General features: G+C 61.1%; 18 protein-coding genes. 10 read left to right on the top strand and 8 right to left on the bottom strand.

The features are described 5' to 3' along the window. Positions 1-50: 50 nt before the first annotated feature. From G7025_RS07135 to G7025_RS07125, 3 genes are all read right to left on the bottom strand, one after another. On the bottom strand, positions 51-1,451 hold the full coding sequence (locus G7025_RS07135) for a DUF1254 domain-containing protein (RefSeq protein WP_181077677.1): 1,401 nt from the start codon (positions 1,449-1,451) through the stop codon (positions 51-53). A gap of 153 nt (positions 1,452-1,604) precedes the next feature. After that, positions 1,605-1,970, bottom strand: a complete 366-nt coding sequence (locus G7025_RS07130) for a response regulator (protein WP_181077675.1) — start codon at positions 1,968-1,970, stop codon at positions 1,605-1,607. A 147-nt stretch (positions 1,971-2,117) separates the two neighbouring features. Beyond that, complete coding sequence (locus tag G7025_RS07125) at positions 2,118-2,321, bottom strand: hypothetical protein (protein ID WP_181077673.1); 204 nt, start codon at positions 2,319-2,321, stop codon at positions 2,118-2,120. A 135-nt stretch (positions 2,322-2,456) separates the two neighbouring features. On the opposite strand from G7025_RS07125, the gene G7025_RS07120 reads away from it, so the two are divergent. The 5 genes from G7025_RS07120 (at position 2,457) to G7025_RS07100 (ending at position 9,025) form a co-directional block, all read left to right on the top strand. Then, a complete protein-coding gene (locus tag G7025_RS07120; RefSeq protein WP_181077671.1) occupies positions 2,457-5,954 on the top strand; it encodes a response regulator in 3,498 nt (1,165 codons plus the stop codon). Continuing rightward, a complete protein-coding gene (locus tag G7025_RS07115; RefSeq protein WP_370694730.1) occupies positions 5,955-6,785 on the top strand; it encodes a CheR family methyltransferase in 831 nt (276 codons plus the stop codon). Then, positions 6,782-7,381: a chemotaxis protein CheB gene (locus G7025_RS07110; RefSeq protein ID WP_181077667.1), complete on the top strand. Its 600-nt coding sequence runs from the start codon at positions 6,782-6,784 to the stop codon at positions 7,379-7,381. Before G7025_RS07115 ends, G7025_RS07110 begins: the two co-directional genes overlap by 4 nt. Then, a complete protein-coding gene (locus G7025_RS07105; RefSeq protein ID WP_181077665.1) occupies positions 7,375-8,568 on the top strand; it encodes a hybrid sensor histidine kinase/response regulator in 1,194 nt (397 codons plus the stop codon). Before G7025_RS07110 ends, G7025_RS07105 begins: the two co-directional genes overlap by 7 nt. Before the next feature lie 79 nt (positions 8,569-8,647). Then, positions 8,648-9,025, top strand: coding sequence for a response regulator (locus G7025_RS07100; protein WP_181077663.1), 378 nt, complete (start codon positions 8,648-8,650; stop codon positions 9,023-9,025). A gap of 308 nt (positions 9,026-9,333) precedes the next feature. Here G7025_RS07100 and G7025_RS07095 read toward each other — a convergent pair whose 3' ends face one another. The 5 genes from G7025_RS07095 to G7025_RS07075 form a co-directional block, all read right to left on the bottom strand. Further along, a complete protein-coding gene (locus G7025_RS07095; RefSeq protein WP_181077661.1) occupies positions 9,334-13,176 on the bottom strand; it encodes a hypothetical protein in 3,843 nt (1,280 codons plus the stop codon). Positions 13,177-13,309: 133 nt separating this feature from the next. Beyond that, complete coding sequence (locus G7025_RS07090; protein ID WP_181077659.1) at positions 13,310-14,980, bottom strand: ATP-binding protein; 1,671 nt, start codon at positions 14,978-14,980, stop codon at positions 13,310-13,312. Then, complete coding sequence (locus G7025_RS07085; RefSeq protein ID WP_181077657.1) at positions 14,977-16,479, bottom strand: ATPase domain-containing protein; 1,503 nt, start codon at positions 16,477-16,479, stop codon at positions 14,977-14,979. Before G7025_RS07085 ends, G7025_RS07090 begins: the two co-directional genes overlap by 4 nt. Before the next feature lie 145 nt (positions 16,480-16,624). After that, positions 16,625-17,683 carry a tetratricopeptide repeat protein gene (locus tag G7025_RS07080; protein ID WP_181077656.1) on the bottom strand — a complete coding sequence of 353 codons (1,059 nt, stop codon included), beginning with the start codon at positions 17,681-17,683 and terminating at the stop codon, positions 16,625-16,627. A 76-nt stretch (positions 17,684-17,759) separates the two neighbouring features. Further along, positions 17,760-18,653, bottom strand: a complete 894-nt coding sequence (locus tag G7025_RS07075; RefSeq protein WP_181077654.1) for a bestrophin family protein — start codon at positions 18,651-18,653, stop codon at positions 17,760-17,762. A 242-nt stretch (positions 18,654-18,895) separates the two neighbouring features. On the opposite strand from G7025_RS07075, the gene G7025_RS07070 reads away from it, so the two are divergent. Genes G7025_RS07070 through G7025_RS07050 form a run of 5 tightly spaced genes read left to right on the top strand, consistent with a single transcriptional unit; the run spans position 18,896 to position 24,456 of the window. Further along, positions 18,896-20,545, top strand: coding sequence for an AMP-binding protein (locus tag G7025_RS07070; protein ID WP_181077652.1), 1,650 nt, complete (start codon positions 18,896-18,898; stop codon positions 20,543-20,545). 21 nt (positions 20,546-20,566) lie between these two features. Next, positions 20,567-21,334 carry an SDR family NAD(P)-dependent oxidoreductase gene (locus G7025_RS07065; RefSeq protein ID WP_181077650.1) on the top strand — a complete coding sequence of 256 codons (768 nt, stop codon included), beginning with the start codon at positions 20,567-20,569 and terminating at the stop codon, positions 21,332-21,334. Between the two features lie 12 nt (positions 21,335-21,346). Further along, a complete protein-coding gene (locus G7025_RS07060) occupies positions 21,347-22,531 on the top strand; it encodes an acetyl-CoA C-acyltransferase (protein WP_181077648.1) in 1,185 nt (394 codons plus the stop codon). A gap of 12 nt (positions 22,532-22,543) precedes the next feature. Continuing rightward, positions 22,544-23,671, top strand: coding sequence for an acyl-CoA dehydrogenase (locus G7025_RS07055; protein WP_181077646.1), 1,128 nt, complete (start codon positions 22,544-22,546; stop codon positions 23,669-23,671). 11 nt (positions 23,672-23,682) lie between these two features. Continuing rightward, a complete protein-coding gene (locus G7025_RS07050; RefSeq protein WP_181077644.1) occupies positions 23,683-24,456 on the top strand; it encodes an enoyl-CoA hydratase in 774 nt (257 codons plus the stop codon). The last annotated feature ends 186 nt before the right edge of the window (positions 24,457-24,642 follow it).

Raw genomic sequence — 24,642 nt, 5'->3', positions numbered from 1 at the left:
CGCTGCAAATCGGCGCGCGCGGCCCGCCCCTGGCTGGACCGCGCGCGGTATCACTTGAGCGGTGTCAACGGCGGCAATTTCCACTGACCGCTACCCACCTCAGGCTTGGGCAGGTAGATTCGCAGTACGGCATAAAAAGGACCGGGGGGAGCCGGCAACCAATTGCTCTGTTCGGCTTTGGGCGGTTCGTGATGCTGCAGGGCCAGGGTCAGACCTCCATCAGCGTCGAGCTTGAGACCAGGCAACATGCGCGAGTTGATCAGGTAGCGCTTCTTGTGGTTGGGTACCAGTAGCTTTGTCCTGGCGTCGTACATGGTCAGCGACCAGAACGCATCCGCCGGCGGCAGTTGATCCTTGTTGAAGTGCACGGTATAGCTATGGCGGGCGCCATTGGCGGGCTTGCCTTCGCTGTCGACCAGATACTCCAGGTACGCGGCTTCATCGGTTGAATTGCCAAAAATGCTCAGATTCGCACCGGCGTAGCGGTACAGGTAGTTGTTCTGCAAGCGATCACGACTACCGAACAGGTCGCCGCTTGGCACTTGGCGGGTGTCTATTTTGTCTTTCTTGAACGCGGCAAACTCAGCCTTGCCGTCGGCAATCCCGTCTTCCAGGGCCTTGCGCTGTTCGGCGCTGAGCTGGTTGAGCTTGAACGGCGCGCCCGGGGCGATGCCGATTTTGGCGAAGCGCGCCAGCAGGTCTTTCTCGCTGTCCTGGGGCGCGGCGAACGCCAGCATGAAATTCAGGTAGCGGAACAGTTGCGGGCTGTCGCTCATGGTGGCGGTGGGTTTGGGCCACTCGACCTTCGGCGCGCTGGCCGGTGCAGGTTGCTTGACGTAGCTGCTCAGCGGCTGGACTTTATAGCCGCTCTGAATCTGCTTGACCTTGCCCAGGTCTTTTTCGTCGAACAACTGCGTGCGGTACAGCGCATAAGCGATGTTGCTCTCGCTGTAGACCACACGGTCGATGTCTACCGGTTGCTGACCTTTCCAATCCGGCCCGGCGATCATGTAGTGGCCACCGTTGTTGCCGGTGCTGCGCGTGCCCAGGTACGCGAAGTTCTGCGTATAGAGGTCGATCAACTGCACCGAGTAGTAACGGTTGTCGTCGATCTTGGGCAGGGTCAGCACCAACGGTTCGCGGCGCAGGTCCATCCACACGAACGAGTAGGGCGTGTCGGAGTTCGGGGTGACGAATGCGGTGTCCTTGGGCGTGAACACCTGGGAGGTATTGCCGATGTGGTTGAACGGCGCCTTGAAGTTGGCGCCGCCTTTGTCAACGGCCTGGGTGTAGAGCGTCTTGTACATTTCCACCACCGGGAACCCGTACAGGTAGGCTTCCTTGGCGATGGCCCGCGCTTCGCTCGGGGTGGCGGTGAAATCGGCCCAGGCGCCGCTGCTCAGGAGTATCGAGAGGCTCGCCAACAGCAGGCGCGTCGGTTTTCTGATCATGTTGTCGCGTCCTTTTGAGGCTCTTGACGATTTTTTCAAAGGATATGGGAACGCGCAGAGTTTCCGATTTTATTTGCCCAAGGTCACGTAAATCTCTCGTTGCCCGATACAAAAATGCCGCCCGAAAGGGCGGCATTCAATGGAGAAGCCAGCTCAAACAGAAGAAAGGATTGATTTGACCTTGTCACGCAATTGATCGATGGAAAACGGTTTGCCAATCACGTGCATATCGGCGGGGGCGCCGATATGTTCGGCATAGCCGCTGGCAAACAGGATCGGCAGACCAGGGCGCAGTGCGCGGACCTCTTTGGCCAACTCCTTGCCGTCCATGTCCGGCAGGCCCACATCGCTCATCATCAGGTCGATGACCTGGCCCTTGTCGCTGACCACCTTGAGTGCTGCCGCCGCATCCGCCGCCTCGATCACCACGTACTCCAGTTCTTCGAGCACATCGACAATCAGCATGCGCACGATGTTGTCGTCTTCGACAACCAGGATGGTGGACGGGGGTAGGGGCATAGTGGGAGTTCCTGAGAAGAAAGAAAGCAGGTCATAGAATTCAACAAGACGCGTCACTAGTGAGTCTTTTTGATCCAGGCAAGTTCCCCTGGCCGGCGCATTGTGACGATACCGGCCAGTAATGTCTCCTGCTCAGGTACGTAGGTTTTACAAAGCCTCGTCCAGGATCGCTTGTAACGCGGGTTTCTTGACGTTGGCTGCGCTCAAGTCGGCCACATCAAACGTACTGACGTAAAACTCCCGCGCCCCGCGCTTGCTGCCGTAAGGCGATAGCGTAGCGGCAATGCCTCCGCTGTTAAGGACCTTTTCCATCCCCTCCTGCATTGACTGCAAGGTGGTGAATTTGGCCATTCCGGAGTTGGGTTCCGGCAGGCGTTTTTACGGCACTGGCCGCGCCTTGGTGAACCGTTGCCATCAGAAAAATGGCGTTCAGGCGCAACTTTGGGGCAAACTCCCGGTTTTTCCGTATTTGGCCAAGGCATGCCCATGACTCCCGCTTCGTCCGTCGATGAAAAGAGCTTCCGTACCCTGCTGAGCAGAAACGTGGCATTGCCCCTGGGTGTGGGCGTGCTCAGCGCGGTGTTTTTCGTGTGCCTGATCACCTATTTGCTCTCGGTGATCCAATGGGTGGAGCACACCGACCGGGTCATCAACAATCTCAATGAGACGTCAAAGCTGACGGTCGATCTGGAAACCGGCATGCGCGGCTTCCTGATCACCGGGGACGAGCATTTCCTCGACCCGTACGAAGTGGCCAAGCCGCGCATCATTGCGGACCTGCATAACCTGCAGGAGCTGGTGGCCGACAACCCGCAGCAGGTCGACCGCCTCAAGCGCCTGGAAGCGTTGCAACTGGAGTGGAACAAGTACGCCCAGTCGATGATTGATATGCAGCGCCAGAGCGGCGACTACCGCAGCGCGGTAAAGGCCGGGCGGGGCAAGCGCTTGACCGACGAGATTCGCAAGGAATACGACGATGCGGTGGCCATGGAGCAGCAGTTCCGCATCGCCCGTAACGCCGACGTCACCCGCACCACGGTGGCAAGCGTAGGCCTTTACCTGGTATTCGTGCTGGGCCTGAGCGCCTTTCTCGCGTATATCGGCAGAAAAAATCTAGTCTCACTTTCAGTAAGTTACAGCGCAAACCTCGCGTCACAACAGAAGATCGCACGGCGTCTGGAACAGCAAGCATGGCTGCGTAATGGCCAGACCGAACTGGCCGAGCAGGTGTTGGGCCAACTGACCTTGAACATGCTGGGTCGCAATATCCTGCAGTTTTTCGCCCAATACATGGGCTCGGCGGTCGGGGCACTCTATGTGCGCGAAGAGCACGGCGGCCTGAAGCGCATTGCAACCTACGGCTTTTCCCGCGAGCAGGAGCAACAGGAGCAGGCGATCTACAGCGACGAGGGCATCGTCGGCCAGGCCGCGCAGCTCGATCGCTTGATCCGTCTGGACGATGTGCCGGTGGACTACTTCAAGGTCAGCTCGGGCCTGGGTGAAGGCACCACCCGCAGTGTGCTGGTGATGCCGACCAGCGACGATGATCGCGTCAACGGCGTCGTCGAGCTGGGCTTCCTGCGTCCGCTGCAGGAGCGCGACGTGGAACTGGTGGAACTGATCGCCGGCAACATCGGCACCTCCATCGAGGCCGCGCGTTATCGCCAGCGCCTGCAGGAAGTGCTGGCCGAGACGCAGCAGCTCAACGAAGAGCTGCAAGTGCAGCAGGAAGAACTCAAGACCGCCAACGAAGAGCTCGAAGAACAGTCGCGCATCCTCAAGGAGTCCCAGGCCCATCTGGAAACCCAGCAGGCCGAACTGGAGCAGACCAACGAGCAACTGGCCGAACAGACCCAGACCCTGGCCGAGCAGCGCGACGCCATGGACCGCAAGAACATCGAGCTCAACCAGGCCCAACTGGAACTGGAAGACCGCGCCGAAGAACTGCAGCGTTCAAGCAAGTACAAATCCGAGTTCCTCGCCAACATGTCCCATGAGCTGCGCACGCCGCTCAACAGCTCGCTGATCCTGGCCAAACTGCTGGCGGAAAACCCCCAGGACAACCTGAGCGCCGAGCAGGTCAAGTTTGCCGAGTCGATCTATTCGGCGGGCAACGACCTGCTCAATCTGATCAATGACATCCTCGATATTTCCAAGGTCGAAGCCGGCAAACTGGAAGTGCGCCCGGAAACCTCCAGCGTGGCGCGCCTGGTGGACGGTCTGCGGGGGATGTTCGAACCTTTGGCGGCCGATCGCAAGCTGGGCTTCCAGGTGGAGGTGCAGGAGGGCGCTCCCGCCATGCTGTTCACCGACCGCCAGCGCCTGGAGCAGATCCTCAAGAACCTGCTGTCCAACGCAATCAAGTTTACCGAGCAGGGCCAGGTGAGCCTGTCGGTGTCCGGCGCCGCCGAAGGCGGCATTGTGTTCAGCGTGCGCGATTCCGGCATCGGCATTGCCCTGGACCAGCAGGAAAGCATCTTTGAAGCCTTCCGCCAGGCCGACGGCACCACCAATCGACGTTACGGCGGTACCGGCCTGGGGCTGTCGATCTCCCGCGACCTGGCGACCCTGCTCGGCGGCTCGATCCAGGTGACCAGTGAGCCTGGCAAGGGCAGCGTGTTTACCCTGGTGCTGCCGGAGCAGTATGAAGAGCGCCCACAGGACGCCGCCACCGAGGAGGCGCCGCGCCCAGTGGTTGCAGCGCCCGCACCGGCCCCCGTCAAGGTCTCGCCGTTGCCGGTGGCCGATGCGGAGCAGATCCCACGCTTTGCCGACGACCGCGACAAGGCCCCGTTCACCACGCGCTGCATCCTGGTCGTAGAAGACGAGCCGAACTTCGCGCGGATTCTGTTCGACCTGGCCCACGAGCTGGGCTATCAGTGCCTGGTCGCCCACGGGGCCGACGAAGGCTACAACCTGGCCGAGCAGTACATTCCCGATGCGATCCTGCTCGACATGCGCCTGCCGGACCATTCCGGCTTGACCGTGCTGCAGCGTCTGAAGGAACACGCCAATACCCGCCATATCCCGGTGCACGTCATTTCCGTGGAAGACCGTGTCGAAGCCGCCATGCACATGGGCGCCATCGGTTATGCCGTCAAGCCCACCACCCGTGAAGAGCTCAAGGACGTGTTTGCGCGCCTGGAAGCCAAACTGACGCAAAAGGTCAAGCGTGTGCTGCTGGTGGAGGACGACGACCTGCAGCGCGACAGCATCGCCCGCCTGATCGGCGACGATGACATCGAAATCACCGCCGTCGGCTTCGCCCAGGAAGCCCTGGAACTGCTGCGCAACAACGTCTACGACTGCATGATCATCGATCTCAAGCTGCCGGACATGCTGGGCAACGAGCTGCTCAAGCGCATGGCCACCGAGGACATTTGTTCGTTCCCGCCGGTAATCGTCTACACCGGGCGCAACCTGACTCGCGATGAAGAAGCCGAGCTGCGTAAATATTCGCGCTCGATCATCATCAAGGGCGCGCGCTCGCCGGAGCGTCTGTTGGACGAAGTCACACTCTTTCTGCACAAAGTCGAATCCCAGCTGTCCCATGAGCGCCAGAAGATGCTCAAGACTGCCCGCAGCCGCGACAAGGTGTTCGAGGGGCGCAAGATTCTGTTGGTGGACGACGATGTGCGTAACATCTTCGCCCTGACCAGCGCCCTGGAGCACAAAGGCGCGGTGGTGGTGATCGGGCGTAACGGCCGTGAAGCCATCGACCGTCTCAATGAAGTCGAGGACATCGATCTGGTGCTGATGGACGTCATGATGCCGGAGATGGACGGTTACGAGGCCACGGCGTTGATTCGCCAGGACCCACGCTGGAAAAAGCTGCCGATCATCGCCGTGACCGCTAAGGCCATGAAAGACGACCAGGAGCGCTGCCTCGCGGCGGGCTCCAATGATTACCTGGCCAAACCGATCGACCTGGATCGTCTGTTCTCGTTGATTCGCGTATGGCTGCCGAAGATGGAACGCATTTAAGTGGAGCGAAGTTTTTTGGAAAAAAGCAGCGATATTGAGCTGCGCCTCCTGATCGAGGCGATTTACCTCAAGTACAGCTATGACTTTCGCGACTACTCCGGGGCGTCGGTCAAACGACGCGTGGCCCATGCCATGCGCCAGTTCGACTGCGCCACCATTTCCGCGCTGCAGGAGCGGGTGCTGCATGACCCGGCGGCGTTCATGCAGTTATTGCAGTTCCTGACGATCCCGGTGAGCGAGATGTTTCGCGACCCGTCGCACTTCCTGGCGATCCGCCAGGAAGTGGTGCCGCTGCTCAAGACCTACCCGTCGATCAAGATCTGGATCGCCGGTTGCAGCACGGGGGAGGAGGTGTACTCCATGGCTATCCTGTTGCGTGAAGAGGGCCTGCTGGAGCGTACGATTATCTACGCCACCGACATCAACCCGGCGTCCCTGGATAAAGCCAAACAGGGCATTTTCTCTCTGGAGAACGTGCGGGCGTACACCAGCAATTATCAACAGGCCGGAGGGCAACGTTCGTTTGCCGACTACTACACCGCGGCTTACGATTACGCGATCTTCGATAAAACGCTGCGGGAGAACGTGACGTTCGCCGACCACAGCCTGGCCACCGACAGCGTATTTTCAGAAACACAATTAATTTCTTGTCGCAACGTACTGATTTATTTCAATAAAAAGTTGCAGGACCGGGCGTTTGGGTTGTTTCATGAGTCGCTGTGCCATCGCGGCTTCCTGGTGCTCGGCAGCAAGGAAACCCTGGATTTTTCTGGCTACAGCAAACACTTCGAACCCTTGGTCAAGCAGGAACGGATCTACCGCAAATCATGAACGACGCCGCAGCCAGCCCGATTCGCGGGATTGAAGCCATTGTCGTCGGCGCGTCTGCCGGTGGTGTGGAGGCGTTGCTGAGTATTTTCGGCGAGCTGCCCCAAGGCTTCGCGCTGCCCATCATTGCGGTGCTGCACTTGCCGGATGAGCGCCGCAGCCAACTGGCGGAAGTGTTCGCGCGGCGGCTGCGTATTCCGGTGCGCGAGGCCCGCGACAAAGAAGCCATCGAGGCCGGCACGTTGTACTTCGCCGGTCCCGGCTACCACCTGTCGGTGGAGCAGGACCGCAGCCTGTCCCTGAGCCAGGAAGAACGCGTGCATCACTCGCGCCCGTCCATCGATTTCCTGTTCACCTCGGCGGCGGACGCGTATGGCTCCGGCCTGCTGGCGATCCTGCTCACCGGCGCCAACCAGGACGGCGCACGCGGCCTGGCCTACGTTAAACAGCAGCACGGCATCACCGTTGTACAGGACCCTGCGGAAGCACGCGTGGACGTCATGCCCCGTGCAGCCCTGGCGTTGCAGACACCTGACCATATTCTGACTCTGGGCCGGATTGGCTCATTGCTGGTTTTGCTGGAATCTACCCCATGTTAAGTACCGTCCAGGCCAAGCTGCTGATCGTCGACGATCTGCCGGAAAACCTGCTCGCCCTCGAAGCGTTGATCAAACGCGAGGATCGCCAGGTCTTCAAGGCATTGAGCGCCGACGAAGCGTTGTCCCTGTTGCTCGAGCATGAGTTCGCCATGGCGATTCTCGATGTACAGATGCCCGGCATGAATGGTTTTGAATTGGCCGAGCTGATGCGCGGCACCGAGAAGACCAAGAACATTCCCATCGTATTTGTGAGTGCCGCCGGGCGCGAACTGAACTATGCGTTCAAGGGCTATGAAAGCGGCGCCGTGGACTTTTTGCACAAGCCGCTGGATATCCATGCGGTCAAGAGCAAGGTCAACGTGTTTGTCGACCTGTATCGCCAGAGCAAGGCGATGAAACTGCAGGTTGAAGAGCTGGAGCGCAGCCGCCGCGAGCAGGAGCTGTTGCTCAACCGCCTGCAGGCCACCCAGGCCGAGCTGGAGCAGGCGGTGCGCATGCGCGATGACTTTATGTCGATCGTCGCCCATGAGGTGCGCACCCCGCTCAACGGGCTGATCCTGGAGACTCAGCTGCGCAAGATGCACCTGGCGCGGGACAACGCTGCCGCATTCACCCTGGACAAGATGCACGCCATGGTCGACCGCGATGAGCGTCAGATCCGCAGCCTGATCCGTTTGATCGAAGACATGCTCGATGTATCGCGCATTCGCACCGGCAAGTTGTCGATCCGTCCAGCGCGTTTCGACCTGGCGCAACTGGTCAGCAACCTGGTGGAAAACTTCGCGCCGCAAGTGGCCGCCGCCGAATCGTCCATGCAGCTGTCGGCCGAAGGGCCGGTGGTGGGCAACTGGGATGAGTTCCGTATCGAGCAGGTGATCACTAATCTGCTCACCAATGCGCTGCGCTACGGGGCCAAGAGCCCGGTGGATGTGCGGGTGTATCGCGAACACGGCGAAGCGCGGGTCGAAGTGCGCGACCGAGGGATCGGCATCAGCGAGGAAAACCAGAAGCGCATCTTCCAGCAATTCGAGCGCGTCTCCGCCAGCCAGGTAGCGGCGGGGCTGGGCCTTGGATTGTTCATCTCAGAGCAGATCGTCGCGGCCCATGGCGGCACCATCGAAGTCGAGAGCCGGATAGGCGAGGGCGCCCTGTTTCGGGTGTGCCTGCCCCTTGAACCCACGGCGTGAAATCAATCGTCACCTCGACGCAACCTTCTGCGTGACCCTATGGTCGTAGTTGCAGCAATTGACCGGACAAAGGCTTCCCATGAGTGAAGATGCACAAGATGTCGTACTGATCGTCGAAGACGACGAATCCATTATGTTTGTGTTGGGTGAGTACCTGGCGGGCCTGGGTTACCGGGTCTTGAAGGCGATCAATGGTGAACAGGCCTTCGAAATCCTGGCCACCAAACCGCACTTGGACCTGATGGTCACCGATTACCGCCTGCCGGGTGGCATTTCCGGTGTGCAGATCGCCGAGCCGGCGTTAAAGCTGCGGCCGGAGTTGAAAGTCATCTTCATCAGCGGCTACCCCCAGGAAATCCACGACTGCAACAGCCCGATCACGCGCAATGCGCCGGTGCTGGCCAAGCCGTTCGATCTGGATACGCTGCAGGAACATATCCAGCGCCTGCTGGCGTGAGTGGCGCGGCGCTTGTCAGGCGCCGCTAATGCCAACGGTTCAGTAAATTCAAGACGATTGAAAATCGGCCGACGGATTTCTTCTGCTGAAATTCGGCGCGGTTGCTGGCCACTATCCTGCAACGAGACCTCTACACGCCGCATGGCAGCGTACTGTGCTACAAGCACGCCATCGCAAATTTCAAGGGCTCCCGGGCGCTGCAAAAACGTTGCGCGCCTGACAGTTTTTTGTGGTGAGCAAGCCGGTTCACCACCACAAAACTCTCATTTCCCCAGGTTAGGTATCACTGAAGATAGGTATACCTATGCTCAGGCAAGCACGCCCCTGATGCTGGATTCCAGGGTGCTGGAGGGTGTGAACACTATGTCAAAGCCCGCGCCCGTGTCCATGAACTCTTGAATGCCCGCCTGTTGCTCCGCGCCAAGTGGGTAGACGTTGGCTTTACCTGCGGTGTTGGGCACCTGTTTTGTACCACCAAGGGCGTGATCCAGTGCATGTGAGTTTGACTGATAGAGGTGCAGTTGGCCGTCCGGGGCTTTCTGAAGGTAGACGGCATGAACAATTTTATCTTTGTTGTAGCCGCCTCGACTCACAAAGGTCATGACGCCTGATTCGTTGATATGGGCGGCATTGAAACTAGTTTTGCGCGTGCCGGGGCCAATTTTCATGACCTGGTTATAGCGCTCCGATCCGCCATTGAGGACTTCGGGGATGATCTTGTTGAATGCGGTGTCGGTGATTTTTTTGTCGGCTTGAGCAGTGCGCAAGGCGGTGGCGTAACAGATATCCAACTGAGGCTCTTTATCCAACTTTTTGAACAACGCGACCAGATTGTCACTCAGCTCTGCACTGGAAAGCACTTTGGGTTCGAAACCCTTGAGCGCCGGGCCGAAGGGCTGCCGCGTCGCTGGGTTAAAGGCATGCCAGTTGCCCATCTTTTCATCCAGCCGGGCAAATAGCGCCAGCTCGTCGATTGCGTTGGACGATTTGATCCCACCCTGGGCGATCCCCGGCGTCTTTGTGAGGGCCACGGCGTCAACTTTGGTCAGGGCCGCGCGCAGTTGCTTGAAGCCTGTGCGTGTGGCTTCGTATCCACGTCGCACCGATTTGACTGCTCCTCGGGCCAGATCCGCCACGCCGTCCAGCGGGTTGATCGCCCCGATAGCGGCGCGGCCGATAATTCCGGTGAGTCTGGACGCTTTGCTCAACCCACTGGCCGCACTACGCAGCACTTTTGCGCCCTTGCCTACAACGCCGGTGCCGGCCGTCAAAAAGCCCAACGCATCAAAGGCCAGGTCCGTGATTCCGCCGCCGATGTCACCTTTTGAAAAACTGACGATCGCCGAATAAAAGGGGATCAGGTTAAGTACAGCTTCCTGGATTTGTTTGTAGGTAGGCACTTCCTGGTCAAAGGTGGTCAGCACCTGGCCTTGTTGCTGGATTTTATTGACCAGCCCCAGTTCCTGCGTGACCGTGCGCGCAATCGCCTTGGTTCGGTTACTGTTAAAACTCTGTGGCGTTCGCTCGTCAGGCGGGGTTTCCTCGGTCAGGCCTGGAGCGCTGTCGAAGCCATCGGCCGATAGCTTTACCGGCACCATGTCGTAATGAAAGTGCGTGTGGACCGGGGGTTGCCGTCCAGGCTCGAACAATCCCAAGTCGGGGCGCTGTTTGATTGTCCCATCTACGTTGATCTGGTAGTGCCGAGTGTGCGCATTGCGTGTAGTACGGAAGATCAACTCCGTGGGTTCGGGTTCGTTCGAAGCGCCGTTACCTACTCGCCGGGTAGCCCCGCCGAAGTTGTCCTGCCTGACGCCGACCTCCCGGAATACGCTCAGCGCGCCATATTGAAAGTCTTTTTGTTCCTCGAGCGGCAATTGCGAGAGGTTGAAGTTGATACCGACTTCGACGCTTTTTTCCATTCCCTTCGCATAAGTTGAAATGTCCTGCCTGAACGCGCCGATGAGGTCAGGCCCCTCCTTCAACTTACTGGCCACGTCAGCAATATCCAGCTTGTCGCTGAGCGAGACCCAGCGGTAGTCGGAGCCCGACGTTTGAGTAATTGTCTGCTGAGCCGAAATGAACGGATAGAAACGACCAGCCTTGAAGTTATCGAGCCCGGAAGATTTTCCGGGCAACGAGAACAACCGCTCCTTCAGATAGAGGTCCTTGATTGAGTATGGTCCCGGAAAATCCACATGTGCCGGGGAGAGCTGGATGACCTTCGCTTCCAGGTCGACATCCGGGCCTAATGTCGCTCTCAAATAGTCATCCGTTCGTTTGTGCAAATCAGGCACATCGCTGCTACGGGCCTCGGACGCCTGCTTCAATGCTCGGATCTGCTCATTGAAGGCGCTGCGCACCCGTTGCATCTGCCCATCGTTATACACATCGTGCGGGTTCGATTCGATCACGCCATTGGCCACGCCCCAGTCCTTGAGCGCAGTGTTCTGCGCCTCCCATTCGACCTTGCGTTGCGTTTGCGTGACAGGCGCCGTGCTCGCCCAAGTCATCACCTGGGAGTAGGACATGTCTGCTGTTGCACCGGGCGTTGCAGATTCGATACGCGCCACGGCGGTGGCGAAACTGACCCAGCCATGTGAGCCGTAGAGCAGTTGCTCGGGGAGCCCCTTGACCAGAAACTCCGGGGCCCTTGATGACAGCAACAGATGCGCCTGTAAGCGCGCCTTCTCGGGCGAGGACGAGCGACCGGTGGTTTCCAGGTGTTCGGCCAGACGCGTGACGACCTGCGAAGCGGGCCTGCCCCAGTGGTGATCGCCGGCCAGGTTGAAGCCGGCCACCTGGGTTCGGGTTGATGGCGCGTTAGGCGCGGGGGCGTCCGTATCCTGACTTAAGGCCGCCAATAGCCAGTCATTAACGCTGCCTTTGATCGAGTTGGCCTCGAACCTGGCTTGGATAGCCAGGCCAAGCGCCTGTCCCTTGGGCGATTGAATCAGTCTGTCGAGAACTCGGCGGGGATTGGCCAGTTGCGAGGGTTCCAATGAAGCGCCGTGCAGCAAGTACTCAAGAACGTTCTTGTAGGGGCTTACATCCAGATCACCCACGGTAGCGTGCCGCAGCATACTGCGCAGTGTCAGTTGGCTCTGCTCGTCAAGAGGCATGGGCCAGGACAACGCGCCGCTGTAGTCACCAAGCGCCGGGCCTTTCTCCAGCGTCTTGGGCAGCGCGTCCAAGAGGTTTTGCACTTGCTCGGCGTTGGTGGGAAGGTCCCAGCCATTTTGCAGGATGTAATCGTTGAGGCTGACCTTCGCGCCAGCCTGCGTGGCGAATGCCTGCGCCCAGGAAGAGTCGGGATGGATGTCAAGTCGGGTGCGCTGCAGATAATCAACAATTTCGTCACTCAAGACACTGCCCGAGTCCAGGCCCCTGCCGAGGTGGCGCAACTCGCCCAGCAGGAAGTACAGGTTGCTGTTGTCGCCCCGTACCCGTTTCTGTTCATTGAGCGCTTCGTCGCTGCGTGCGGCATAGAAAGCCGGGTCGCGGTCCCAATCCACACTCATGAAGGTCAGATCACGCTCCAGACGCACGGCTTGCTCTTGCGCTTGCGTCGGGTCGTTGGCAGGCGGTTGGAAGTAGAAGGCGCGTACCAGCTTCCACGGCGCGCTGTCGCTGCGCTCGGTCAGCGGCGGCTTGAAGACGTAGAAGTTGGAAATGGCCCGTCCTGCCATCATCAACGGCCCGCTGACCGTTGCCCAATCCTTGTTTTCCGGACCGACTACGAGCCGTGGCGGATTAGACCCGCGATTTTTCGGATTGTAGAACACCTGACCGGTATCCGGCTTGATTCTGATGCTGTCAGGGTCTGCGCCCACGCGTCTTATCCAATCGAGCACCTCGGGGGACTGCATCGCGCTTCCCAATTGCTTCCACCATTGTCCGAACGTCGAGTGCATGGGCATTGCTTCGACCATGATCGCATTGTCCTTCTCCGGGTCGCCGGCGATCTGGAGCAGCGTTTTGGCATAACGAAAGGCCATTTCGTTGTCGCCGGACACACCCTGCACCCCTTGGGGCGGTTGCCCAAGGTTCACCTGGGCCGCGCGCCCGACCGGTGGCTCGCGTACAGCGAGCTGCGTTGGGGCTTGAGCCTCGACGGGCTGGGTGAGTAACGTTCGAAGGGAAGAGATCATCATAGGCAAGTAACTCGCTGGCGTTCAGAAATAACTCAGCGCAGAGCGCGCGGACCTATTGCTGAGTAACCGTTACTTGTAGGACCGTTCCACGATGCCACGGGTCGAATGTTGCGGCATGTTGACGCTGCGTCGATTACGCCCGGATCATCTCCCGCACCTTGGCCGTCAACAGATCAAACGTGAAGGGCTTGGCGATCAGTTGCATCCCAGGCTCCAGGAACCCGCCGCGCACCGCCGCATGCTCGGCATAACCGGTAATGAACAGCACCTTGAGGTCTGGCCTGATCTGCCGGCCGATTTCGGCCAGTTGCCGGCCGTTCATGCCGGGCAGGCCAACGTCGCTGATCAGCAGGTCGATACGCTGGTCCGACTCGATGATCGGCACGGCGGTGTTGGCATCGCCGGCCTCGACGTAGGCATAGCCCAGTTCCTTGAGTACCGCACTGACCAGCACGCGCACTGCGGCGTCGTCCTCGACGATCAGTACCGTTTCGCCTTCGTTGGCGAACGGCAGCAGCGTCGGATTGCTCGCTTCATCGGCGACCACTTCGCCGACGAAGCGTGGCAGGAACAGGCTGACTGTGGTGCCTTTGTCGACTTCGCTGTGAATGATCACGTGACCCCGGGATTGGCGGGCAAAGCCGTAGATCATCGACAGCCCGAGCCCGGTGCCTTGGCCAATCGGCTTGGTGGTGAAGAACGGATCGAACACCCGGCCCATGACACTTTCGGGGATGCCGCACCCGGTGTCGCTGACGCTCAATTCCACGTAGTCGCCGGGCGTGAGTGAGCCGTAGGCGGCGGTGAACACGCTGTCGAGGTGGCGGTTGCTGGTTTCCACCGTCAGTCGGCCGCCATTGGGCATGGCATCCCGCGCATTGATCACCAGGTTGAGCAGGGCGCTCTCCAGCTGGTTGGGGTCGGCTTCGGCGGTCCACAGTTGCTCGCTCAAGCGCATGTTCAGGCTGATGCTTTCGTTAATGCTGCGTTGCAGCAACTCGCCCATGGAGGTGACCAGTCGATTGATCTGCACCGGTTTGGAATCCAGGGACTGGCGGCGGGAAAACGCCAGGAGCCGGTGGGTCAGCCCCGCCGCCCGGTTGGCGGAAGTCACGCCCAGGTCGATCAGGCTGTCAAGGTCGTCGAGCTTGCCGCGGGCCACGCGCCGGCGCAGCAATTCCAGGCTGCCGATAATACCGGTGAGCATGTTGTTGAAGTCATGGGCGATGCCGCCGGTCAACTGACCGACCGCTTCCATCTTCTGGGACTGGCGCAACGCCTCTTCATTGCTGCGCAACTGCGCGGTACGTTCTTCGACCTGTTGCTCAAGCGTTTCCAGGGTGCGCTGCAGGCGCAGTTCGCTGGCGCTGAGGTCGATCAAGCGATCGCGGGCCTCGTACTGGCGGCGTCGCCCACGCAGGGCTGCGCTGACCAGGCTGATCAACGTTACCGGATGGAACGGCCGCTCGAGGAAGGTCACGTTACCCAGCAAGCCACTGAGGTCCGACGAACCGTTCTGCTCGCTGCCGCCGTGGTGAGTCAGCAGTACGATGGGCAGGTCCGACCACGCCGGTTGACGATGCAAGTGCTCCAGCAATGGCTCCAGATCGACCCCCCGCAAGGCTTCGGCGGCGATGATCAACAGGCCGGCACCTTCTTCCAGGGCCTCGCACAGCGCCATGAGATTGCTGGCAATGATGCCGCTGTAGCCGGCTTCGTTGAGCATCATCAGCGCCAAGGTGCCGTCGCGGCCCAGAGGCGCCAGAACGATAGCGCGCTCGGAGGCGGGTGCCAGGGCCGTCACTCTCCCTCTTCCTTCAACAAAGGCGAACCGGCGCCCATGTAGGTAGGAATGCCACGCAGGACGCCCTGGAAGTTGGCCAGCGGTTCACCGACGGTCATGCCCTGGTGACTGATGCGATACTCGCGAATGGTCGACTCATGGGTGCCCGTGCGTTTCTTGATGATGGAGATGGCGCGACGCACTTTGCCCTGTGCTTCGAAGTAACGCAGCAGGATCACGGTGTCGGCCAGGTAAGTAATGTCGACCGGCGCCTGCATGTCGCCAACGAGGCCATGTTGCGCGACGGTCATGAACGTCGCCGCGCCACGGCGGTTGAGGTACAGCAACAGCTCGTGCATATGCAGGATCAAGGCGTTTTCTTCAGGCATCGCGGCCTGATAGCCGTTGATGCTGTCGATCACCACGGTCTTGATCCCGCGCTCATCCACGCAACGTCGCACGCGGTGGGAAAACTCACCAGGCGACAGCTCGGCGGCGTCCACCTGTTCGATCAGCAGGTTTCCGGTCGCTTGCAGCGCGACAAGGTCAATGCCCATATTGCGCATGCGTTCGAACAGCAGCCCCAGCTCTTCGTCGAAGATAAACAGCGCGGCCTTTTCCCCACGCGCTACCGCGGCGGCGGCGAAGATCATCGAAATCAGCGATTTGCCGGTGCCCGCCGGACCCAGAATCAGGCTGCTGGAGCCGGTCTCGACACCGCCGCCCATCAACGCATCCAGTTCGTGGATGCCGCTGCTCAGGGTCTGGCGCACATAACCGCCACGATGCTCGGCCGCCACCAGGCGCGGGAACACATGAATGCCGTCGCCCATGATGGTGAAATCGTGGAACCCACCGCGGTATTTCTGGCCGCGGTACTTCACCACGCGCACGCGGCGGCGTTCGGCGCCGTAGTTGGGTGTCAGTTCTTCCAGGCGGATCACGCCGTGGGCGACGCTGTGCACGGTCTTGTCCAGGGATTCGGTGGTCAGGTCGTCCAACAGCAGCACCGTGGCGTCATAGCGCACGAAGTAATGCTTGATGGCCAGGATTTGCCGGCGATAACGCAGCGAACTCTGGGCAAGCAGGCGGATCTCGGACAGGCTGTCGATCACCACGCGGGTTGGCTTGACACGCTCGACTACTTCGAAAATCTGCCGGGTCGCTTCACCCAGTTCCAGGTCCGAGGAGTACAGCAGGCTCTGCTGGTGCTCGGCGTTGAGCAGGCTCTCGGGCGGGGTCAATTCAAAGATATGGATATTGTCGTCCAGGTCCCAACCGTGGGACTTGGCACCCTGGCGCAGCTCACGCTCGGTTTCGGACAGGGTGATGTACAACGATGTTTCACCGTTTTTCGCGCCGGCCTGCAGGAAATGCAAGGCTACGGTGGTTTTGCCGGTCCCTGGCTCACCTTCGAGCAGAAACAAATGGCTGCGGGACAACCCACCGGAAAGAATGTCGTCGAGACCTTCAATGCCGATGGCTGCTTTTTCGGTTAACAACGCTTTAGATGTAGACAAGAAGTGCCCTCAGGTCACATACGAGGAGATGTGCGCACCCGTTCGGGCGCGCCTTAAGCACTTGACCGTTGGCTGTTGCGGGGGTTCAACGTTTTGCGCGGGTTTGTGCGCGACTGCGACTTTTTTCCAACTTTTTGTATAAGCCTTACAGGCCTTGCTGCAGCGCCGGGTCATCCGGGTTCTGTTGTTCGAGCTGGGCCAGCAATACCTGCACGTTCTGCAACTGGCCGCTCTCTTTCCAGTAGTTGATCAGCAACACGCGCGCCTTGCGGTTGGCCGGGTGGCGCTGGACGATTTCTTCCAACTGGCGCTGGGCAGCTTCCAGTTCCTGCTGGGCGTGCAGAGTGGTGGCCAGGTCGTAGCGGTAATCCTGATTATCCGGTTCCAGCTCTACCGCTTTGGACAGGCCGAGCAACGCATACGTGCGCTCGCCATGGTGCAGCAGCCACAGGCCGAGGGCGTGCTGCAGGTAAGCCGACTCCGGATGCGCCGCCAATTGCCGGGCCAACAGCTGCCGCGATTCGTCGGTCTTGCCCTGTTTGTCGAGCAACTCGATCTGCGCCACCACCGCCGGCAGATTGTCCGGCTGCAGGCGTGTGGCCTGTTCCAGCGCATTTTGCGCCTCGGGCAGCAGCGCGCTGTGGATGTACAGGCGCGCCAATTGAATCCAGCCTTCAGCAGTTTCGGGCTGGGCCTTGAGGTGTTTGACGTATTCGTCCAGCACCTGTTGCAGCGGGCCGAAATACAGGCCCAGGGCGTCGGGCGACAGGCCGAGCAGGGCGTTGGCGGCGGCAAAACGAACGCGTTGCTCCGGGTCATCCAGCAGCGGACCGAGCAACAGAGTGCGCTGGCCGCTGGGCACCAGGCCGACGATGCTATGGATCGCCGCCTCGCGCACCAGCGGTGCCTCGTGAGCCAGGTCCTTATCCGCCAGCTTCAGCGCCTGGGGGCTGGGGTAGTTGGGCAATTCGGCATGCAACGCGGCACGGCGTTCCGGCGACAGGTCCGGGCGCGCGAGTTGCTGGTACAGCACGCGCGCTGCGCCGGGCTCGCCGTTATGCGCCTGTTTCAACGCTTTCGAATAGCCTTTGGCAATGGCAGGCGGCACGGCCACTTGGGGGGTGTGGGTGAAATACCCAATGATCAGTCCGATAAACAACAGGGCGCACAGGCCGACGAGGGCGTAACGGCGTGACTTTGACATGCAGGCGTCCGAAAGCGTGGGCAGCTCGTTTAAAGCCGCAAGCTTCGACCAGACCACGGCAGGTGTCAAACCCGCATCAGGTGAGCACGTATTCCACCGGCTCCAAGGCCGGCGGCAGCTGCGTCACACCGAGGGCGGCCAGCACCTCGCGCTCCAGGGTGCGCAGGATCGCGTTGCAGGGCAGATCGTTCTCGTCAAAGCCAAACGGGTCTTCCAGGTCATCGCCGATTTCGTCGAGGCCGAAAAAGGTGTAGCTGACAATGGCGGTGAATACCGGCGTCAGCCAGCCGAGGGGTTCGGCCATGGCGAAGGGCAGCAGGATGCAGAACAGGTAGATGGTGCGGTGCAGCAGCAGCGTGTAAGGGAAGGGCAGCGGCGTGTGCTTGATCCGCTCACACGCGGCCTGCACCTGGCTCAGGCTGACCAGGCGAGTTTCCCACTGGGTGTAGCGCCATTCGCTGATTGCGCCGCGCGCGGCCAGTTCGCTGAAGCGCGCGCCCACCTGCTGCAGCACTTGATCGGGCAGGTTCGGGTGGTCGGCCTGCGCCTGCGTCCACGGTTGTATGGCCGAGGCTTCGTCTTCATGGCGCAGACGCGCGATCAAGCCGTGGGCGAAGCCACACACAGCGCGCAACACGTGCGCTCGCTCGGACGTATCGGTCAGCACCTGGGTTTGCCGAATCAGCGAGCGCACTTCGATCACCATCTGACCCAGTTGCTTGCGGCCTTCCCACCAGCGGTCGTAGCAGGCGTTGTTGCGAAAACTCATGAAGATCGACAGCGACAGCCCGAGCAAGGTGAAGGGGGTGGCATTGACCTTGGAGAAGTACGCCGGGTGCAGGGTTTCCACCAGCACGATCACCGACGCGAGCAACGTCACCAGCAGGCTGCGCAAGGCAATGCGCTTGGCAATCGACCCCTTGAGGGAAAACAGGATACCCAGCAGGTTGGGTTTGGGACGCACGATCATCGGGCGGGAGCTTCTCAGGTGGCGCAGCTCGTCAGGGTAGAAGCTGACGGGCAGGGCGTCCAATCGCTTGGGCCGACCGCTTCATCGGCGCGGTCTATGATCAAACGCGGCATTGGCCAAAACAGTCAGCCATGTTGAAGGCTTTGACCATTGCTGGTGAAGCGCGCTGGAGCGACTATTTCCGCGGTGCTTGTCGTAAAAAAAACGTCCTGAAAATAAAAACGACCGAAGGATTCCAAGCGATGCGTGACTATTTGGCCGCCACCACCGAATTTGATTATCCGCTCACCGTCGAGGCCACTCTGGCGGGCAGCCTGCAGGGCCTGAACGCCTGCGTCGAATGCTGCGACCGCTACGCGTTGCCGGGGCGCATCGCGCTGTTCTGGGAGGGCAAGGACGGGCGCAGCGCCACCGTCACTTTTACCGACCTGCAGGACCAGGCGGCACGCTTCGCCAATTTCCTCCTCGCCCAAGGTGTGAAGCGCGGCGACAAGGTCGCCGGTCTGCTGCCACGCACGGCGGAGTTGCTGGTGGTGGTGCTGGCCACCTGGCGCATAGGCGCGGTATACCAGCCGCTGTTTACCGCGTTCGGCCCCAAGGCCATTGAACACCGTGTGAACAGCTCCGGCGCGGCGCTGGTGGTCACCGACGCGGTTAACCGGCCCAAGCTCGCCGAGGTGCAGGGTTGCCCCCTTATCGTCACGGTCGCTGGCCCCAAGGGCGAAGGCATCGTGCGCGGCGACTTCAGTTTCTGGGCCGAGCTCCCCACGTATTCCAACCTCTGCGAGCCGGTGCTGCTGAGCGCGGAGGAACCGTTCCTGCTGATGTTTACGTCGGGCACCACCGGCCCGTCCAAAGCACTGTCGGTGCCGCTCAAGGCGATTGTCGCATTCCAGAGCTACACCCGCGACGCCGTCGACCTGCGGCCCGAAGACGCGTTCTGGAACGTCGCCGATCCGGGCTGGGCCTACGGCATCTATTTCGGCGTGACCGGGCCGCTGTACATGGGCCACCCGATTACCTTCTACGACGGCCCGTTCACCCTGGAGAGTACCTGCCGGGTGATCAACAAATACGGGATCACCAACCTCACCGGTTCTCCCACCGCCTACCGTTTGCTGATTGCCGGCGGCGAGCAGTTCGCCCGGTCGATCAAGGGCAAACTGCGCATTGTCAGCAGTGCCGGCGAGCCGCTGAACCCGGAGGTGATCCGCTGGTTCGCCGACAACCTCGGCGTGACCATCCACGACCACTATGGCCAGACCGAGTTGGGCATGGTGCTGTGCAATCACCATGGCCTGGCTCATCCGGTGCACGTCGGCTCCGCCGGGTTCGCGTCGCCGGGGCACCGTATCGTGGTGCTGGACGAGGCGTACCAGGAATTACCCGCCGGCCAGCCCGGCATCCTGGCCATCGACCGCGAGCAGTCGCCGATGTGCTGGTTTGCCGGCTACGAAGGCGTCAAGACCAAGGCCTTTGTCGGCAAGTACTACCTCAGCGGCGACACCGTGGAGCTGAACCCGGACGGCAGCATCAGTTTTGTCGGACGCAGTGACGACGTGATTACCACTTCCGGTTATCGCGTGGGCCCGTTCGACGTGGAAAGTGCACTGGTCGAGCACCCGGCGGTGATCGAGGCGGCGGTGGTCGGCAAACCCGACCCGGAGCGCACCGAGTTGGTCAAAGCGTTCGTGGTGATCAACGAGCAATACCGCGCCACGCCGGAACTGGCCGAAGAACTGCGCCTGCATGTGCGCCAGCGCCTGGCCGCGCATGCCTATCCACGGGAAATCGAATTCGTCAGTGACTTGCCCAAGACCCCCAGCGGCAAGTTGCAACGTTTTATCTTGCGTAATCAGGAAATCGCCAAAGCTCAAGCAGCGGTGGCGTGATCCCTTTTTAAGGACACAACGATGCAGATTGAAAACAAGGTATTCCTGGTCAGCGGCGGCGCTTCGGGCCTCGGCGCGGCCACCGCCGACATGTTGGTCGGTGCCGGCGCCAAGGTGATGCTGGTGGATTTGAATGCCGACGCCGTGGCGGCCAAGGCCCGGCACCTGGGCGACAACGCCCGCAGCACGGTCGCCGATATCAGCCAGGAAGCGGCGGCTGAAGCGGCGGTGCAGGCCACGGTGGCGGCGTTTGGCGGGCTGCACGGGCTGGTCAATTGCGCCGGTGTGGTGCGTGGCGAGAAGATCCTCGGCAAGAACGGCCCTCATGGGCTGGCGAGTTTTGCGCAGGTCATCAACGTCAACCTGATCGGCAGCTTCAACCTGCTGCGCCTGGCGGCGGCGGCCATCGCTGAAACCGAGGCCAATGCCGAGGGCGAGCGCGGCGTGATCATTAATACCGCGTCGGTCGCCGCATTCGACGGGCAGATCGGCCAGGCTGCATACGCGGCGTCCAAAGGCGCGATTGCCAGCCTCACCTTGCCCGCCGCCCGAGAACTGGCACGCTTTGGCATCCGTGTGATGACCATCGCCCCCGGCATCTTCGAGACCCCTATGATGGCCGGCATGACCCCCGAAGTACGCGACTCCCTGGCCGCCGGCGTGCCATTCCCGCCGCGCCTGGGCAAACCCGCCGAATACGCCGCGCTGGTGCGGCACATCATTGAAAACAGCATGCTCAATGGCGAGGTGATCCGTCTCGACGGCGCCTTGCGCATGGCGGCCAAGTAAGGAGGACAACCGATGAACGATCCGATTGTGATTGTCAGCGCCGCACGTACGCCCATGGGCGGGTTTCAGGGCGACCTCAAGGGCCTGACCGCGCCGCAGCTGGGCTCTGCGGCGATTCGCGCAGTGGTCGAGCGCGCCGGCATCGCCACCGATGCCGTGGATGAAGTGCTGTTCGGTTGCGTGTTGCCCGCCGGCCTCGGTCAGGCGCCGGCGCGCCAGGCGGCACTGGGCGCCGGGCTGGACAAGGGCACTCGCTGCACCACCCTCAACAAGATGTGCGGCTCGGGCATGGAGGCGACCATCCTGGCCCACGACTCGCTGGCGGCCGGCAGCGTCGACGTGGTGATCGCGGGGGGCATGGAGAGCATGTCCAACGCGCCGTATCTGCTGGACCGCGCCCGCAGCGGTTACCGCATGGGCCATGGCCGTGTGCTCGACCATATGTTCCTCGACGGCCTGGAGGATGCCTACGACAAAGGCCGCCTGATGGGCACCTTCGCCGAAGAGTGCGCCCTGCATAACGGCTTTACCCGTGAAGCCCAGGACGCCTTCGCCATCGCGTCCCTGGGCCGCGCCCAGGAGGCGATCAGCCACGGGCACTTTGCCGCCGAGATCGTGCCGGTCCAGGTCACGGTGGGCAAGGAACAGAAAACCATCCTGCACGACGAGCAACCGCCGAAGGCCAAATTGGACAAGATCGCCCAGTTGAAACCGGCGTTCCGCGAAGGCGGCACGGTGACGGCGGCCAACTCCAGCTCGATCTCCGACGGCGCGGCGGCGCTAATGCTGATGCGCGAGTCCGAGGCGCTCAAGCGTGGCCTCAAGCCGTTGGCGGTGATCCACGGGCACGCGGCCTTTGCCGATGAGCCTGGATTGTTCCCGGTGGCGCCGGTGGGGGCGATTCGCAAGCTGATGAGCAAGACCGGCTGGACTCTGGACGAAGTCGATCTGTTTGAAATCAACGAAGCCTTTGCCGTGGTGACCCTGGTGACCATGAGCAAGCTGCAGATTGCGCATGCCAAGGTCAATATCCACGGTGGTGCCTGCGCGTTGGGGCACCCGATCGGCGCGTCCGGCGCGCGCATCCTCGTGACCCTGCTCGCAGCCCTGCGCCAAAAAGGCCTCAAGCGCGGCGTGGCCGCTATCTGCATCGGCGGTGGCGAAGCCACGGCCATGGCCGTCGAATGCCTGTATTAAGGACTCTGCACCATGCTGCCCAATGACGAACACCTGCAAATCAGCGATGCGGCCCGGCAATTTGCCCAGGAACGCCTCAAACCATTCGCCGCCGAGTGGGACCGCGAGCACCGCTTTCCCAAAGAAGCCATCGGCGAGATGGCCGAGTTGGGCTTTTTCGGCATGCTGGTGCCGGAACAGTGGGGCGGTTGCGACACCGGTTACCTGGCCTACGCCATGGCCCTGGAAGAAATCGCCGCCGGTGACGGCGCCTGTTCCACCATCATGAGCGTGCATAACTCGGTGGGCTGCGTGCCGATCCTCAAGTTCGGCAACGATCAGCAAAAGGCCCGGTTCCTCACGCCTCTGGCCAGCGGCGCCATGCTCGGCGCGTTCGCCCTGACCGAACCCCAGGCCGGCTCGGATGCCAGCAGCCTGAAAACCCGCGCGCGCCTGGAGGGCGATCACTACGTGCTCAATGGCTGCAAACAGTTCATCACCTCCGGGCAGAACGCCGGGGTGGTGATTGTGTTTGCCGTAACCGACCCGGCGGCGGGCAAGCGTGGCATCAGCGCGTTTATCGTGCCGACGGACTCACCGGGCTACAGCGTGGCGCGAGTCGAGGACAAGCTCGGCCAGCATGCTTCCGACACCTGCCAGATTCTGTTCGAAGACCTGAAGGTGCCGCTGGCCAATCGCCTGGGGGAGGAGGGCGAGGGCTATAAAATCGCCCTGGCCAATCTTGAAGGCGGCCGCGTAGGTATCGCCGCACAAGCGGTGGGCATGGCCCGCGCTGCGTTTGAGGCGGCCCGCGACTATGCCCGCGAGCGCGAAAGCTTCGGCAAGGCGCTGATCGAACATCAGGCTGTGGCGTTTCGCCTGGCGGACATGGCCACGCAGATCGCGGTGGCGCGGCAGATGGTGCATTACGCCGCCGCCCTGCGTGACAGCGGCAAGCCGGCGCTGGTGGAGGCTTCGATGGCCAAGCTGTTCGCCTCGGAAATGGCTGAGAAAGTCTGTTCGGCCGCCTTGCAAACCCTCGGCGGTTACGGTTACCTGAGCGACTTTCCCCTGGAGCGCATCTATCGCGATGTGCGGGTCTGCCAGATTTACGAAGGCACCAGCGATATTCAACGCATGGTCATCTCACGCAATCTCTAAGGAGCCGATACATGAGTTACGAGACTATTTTGCTTGAGGTTCAAGGCCGGGTCGGTTTGATCACCCTGAACCGCCCGCAGGCGCTGAACGCGCTGAACGCACAGTTGGTAAGCGAGTTGAACCAGGCCCTGGATGGCCTGGAGGCCAATCCGGAAATCGGCTGCATCGTGCTGACCGGTTCGAAAAAGGCCTTCGCCGCCGGCGCCGATATCAAGGAAATGGCCGAGCTGACCTACCCGCAGATTTATATGGACGACCTGTTCAGCGACAGCGACCGCGTGGCCAACCGCCGCAAGCCGATCATCGCCGCCGTTAACGGCTTTGCCCTGGGTGGTGGCTGTGAGCTGGCGTTGATGTGCGACTTTATCCTGGCCGGTGACGGTGCCAAGTTCGGCCAGCCGGAAATCAATCTGGGTGTGCTGCCGGGCATGGGTGGTACTCAACGCCTGACTCGCGCGGTGGGCAAGGCCAAGGCCATGGAAATGTGCCTGACCGGGCGTTTTATCGATGCAGTCGAGGCCGAGCGCTGTGGCATCGTCGCACGTATCGTGCCGGCCGACGATTTGCTGGATGAGGCCTTGAAAGTCGCGACGCTGATTGCGGGCAAATCGGTGCCGATCAGCATGATGGTCAAGGAAAGCGTGAACCGTGCATTCGAAGTGAGCCTGTCCGAAGGCGTGCGCTTTGAGCGACGGGTATTCCATGCGGCCTTCGCGACGCAGGATCAGAAGGAAGGCATGGCGGCATTTGTGGCCAAACGCGCGCCGCAATTCAAGGACCAGTAAAAATGTGGGAGGGGGCTTGCGCCAATGCCGGTCAGTTAAGAGACGGAACGGGCAACCAGTAACCTGTGGCGAGCGGGCTTGCCCCGCGTCGGGCTGCGCAGCAGCCCCAAAACATAGTCCCGGAGCTGCCTGGCATACTGCGACGCTCCTATTGGGGCTGCTGCGCAGCCCAACGCGGGGCAAGCC

The organism is Pseudomonas lurida (assembly GCF_013522705.1).
Lineage (GTDB): Bacteria > Pseudomonadota > Gammaproteobacteria > Pseudomonadales > Pseudomonadaceae > Aquipseudomonas > Aquipseudomonas quebecensis.
This window is presented reverse-complemented; position numbering and strand designations above follow the sequence as displayed.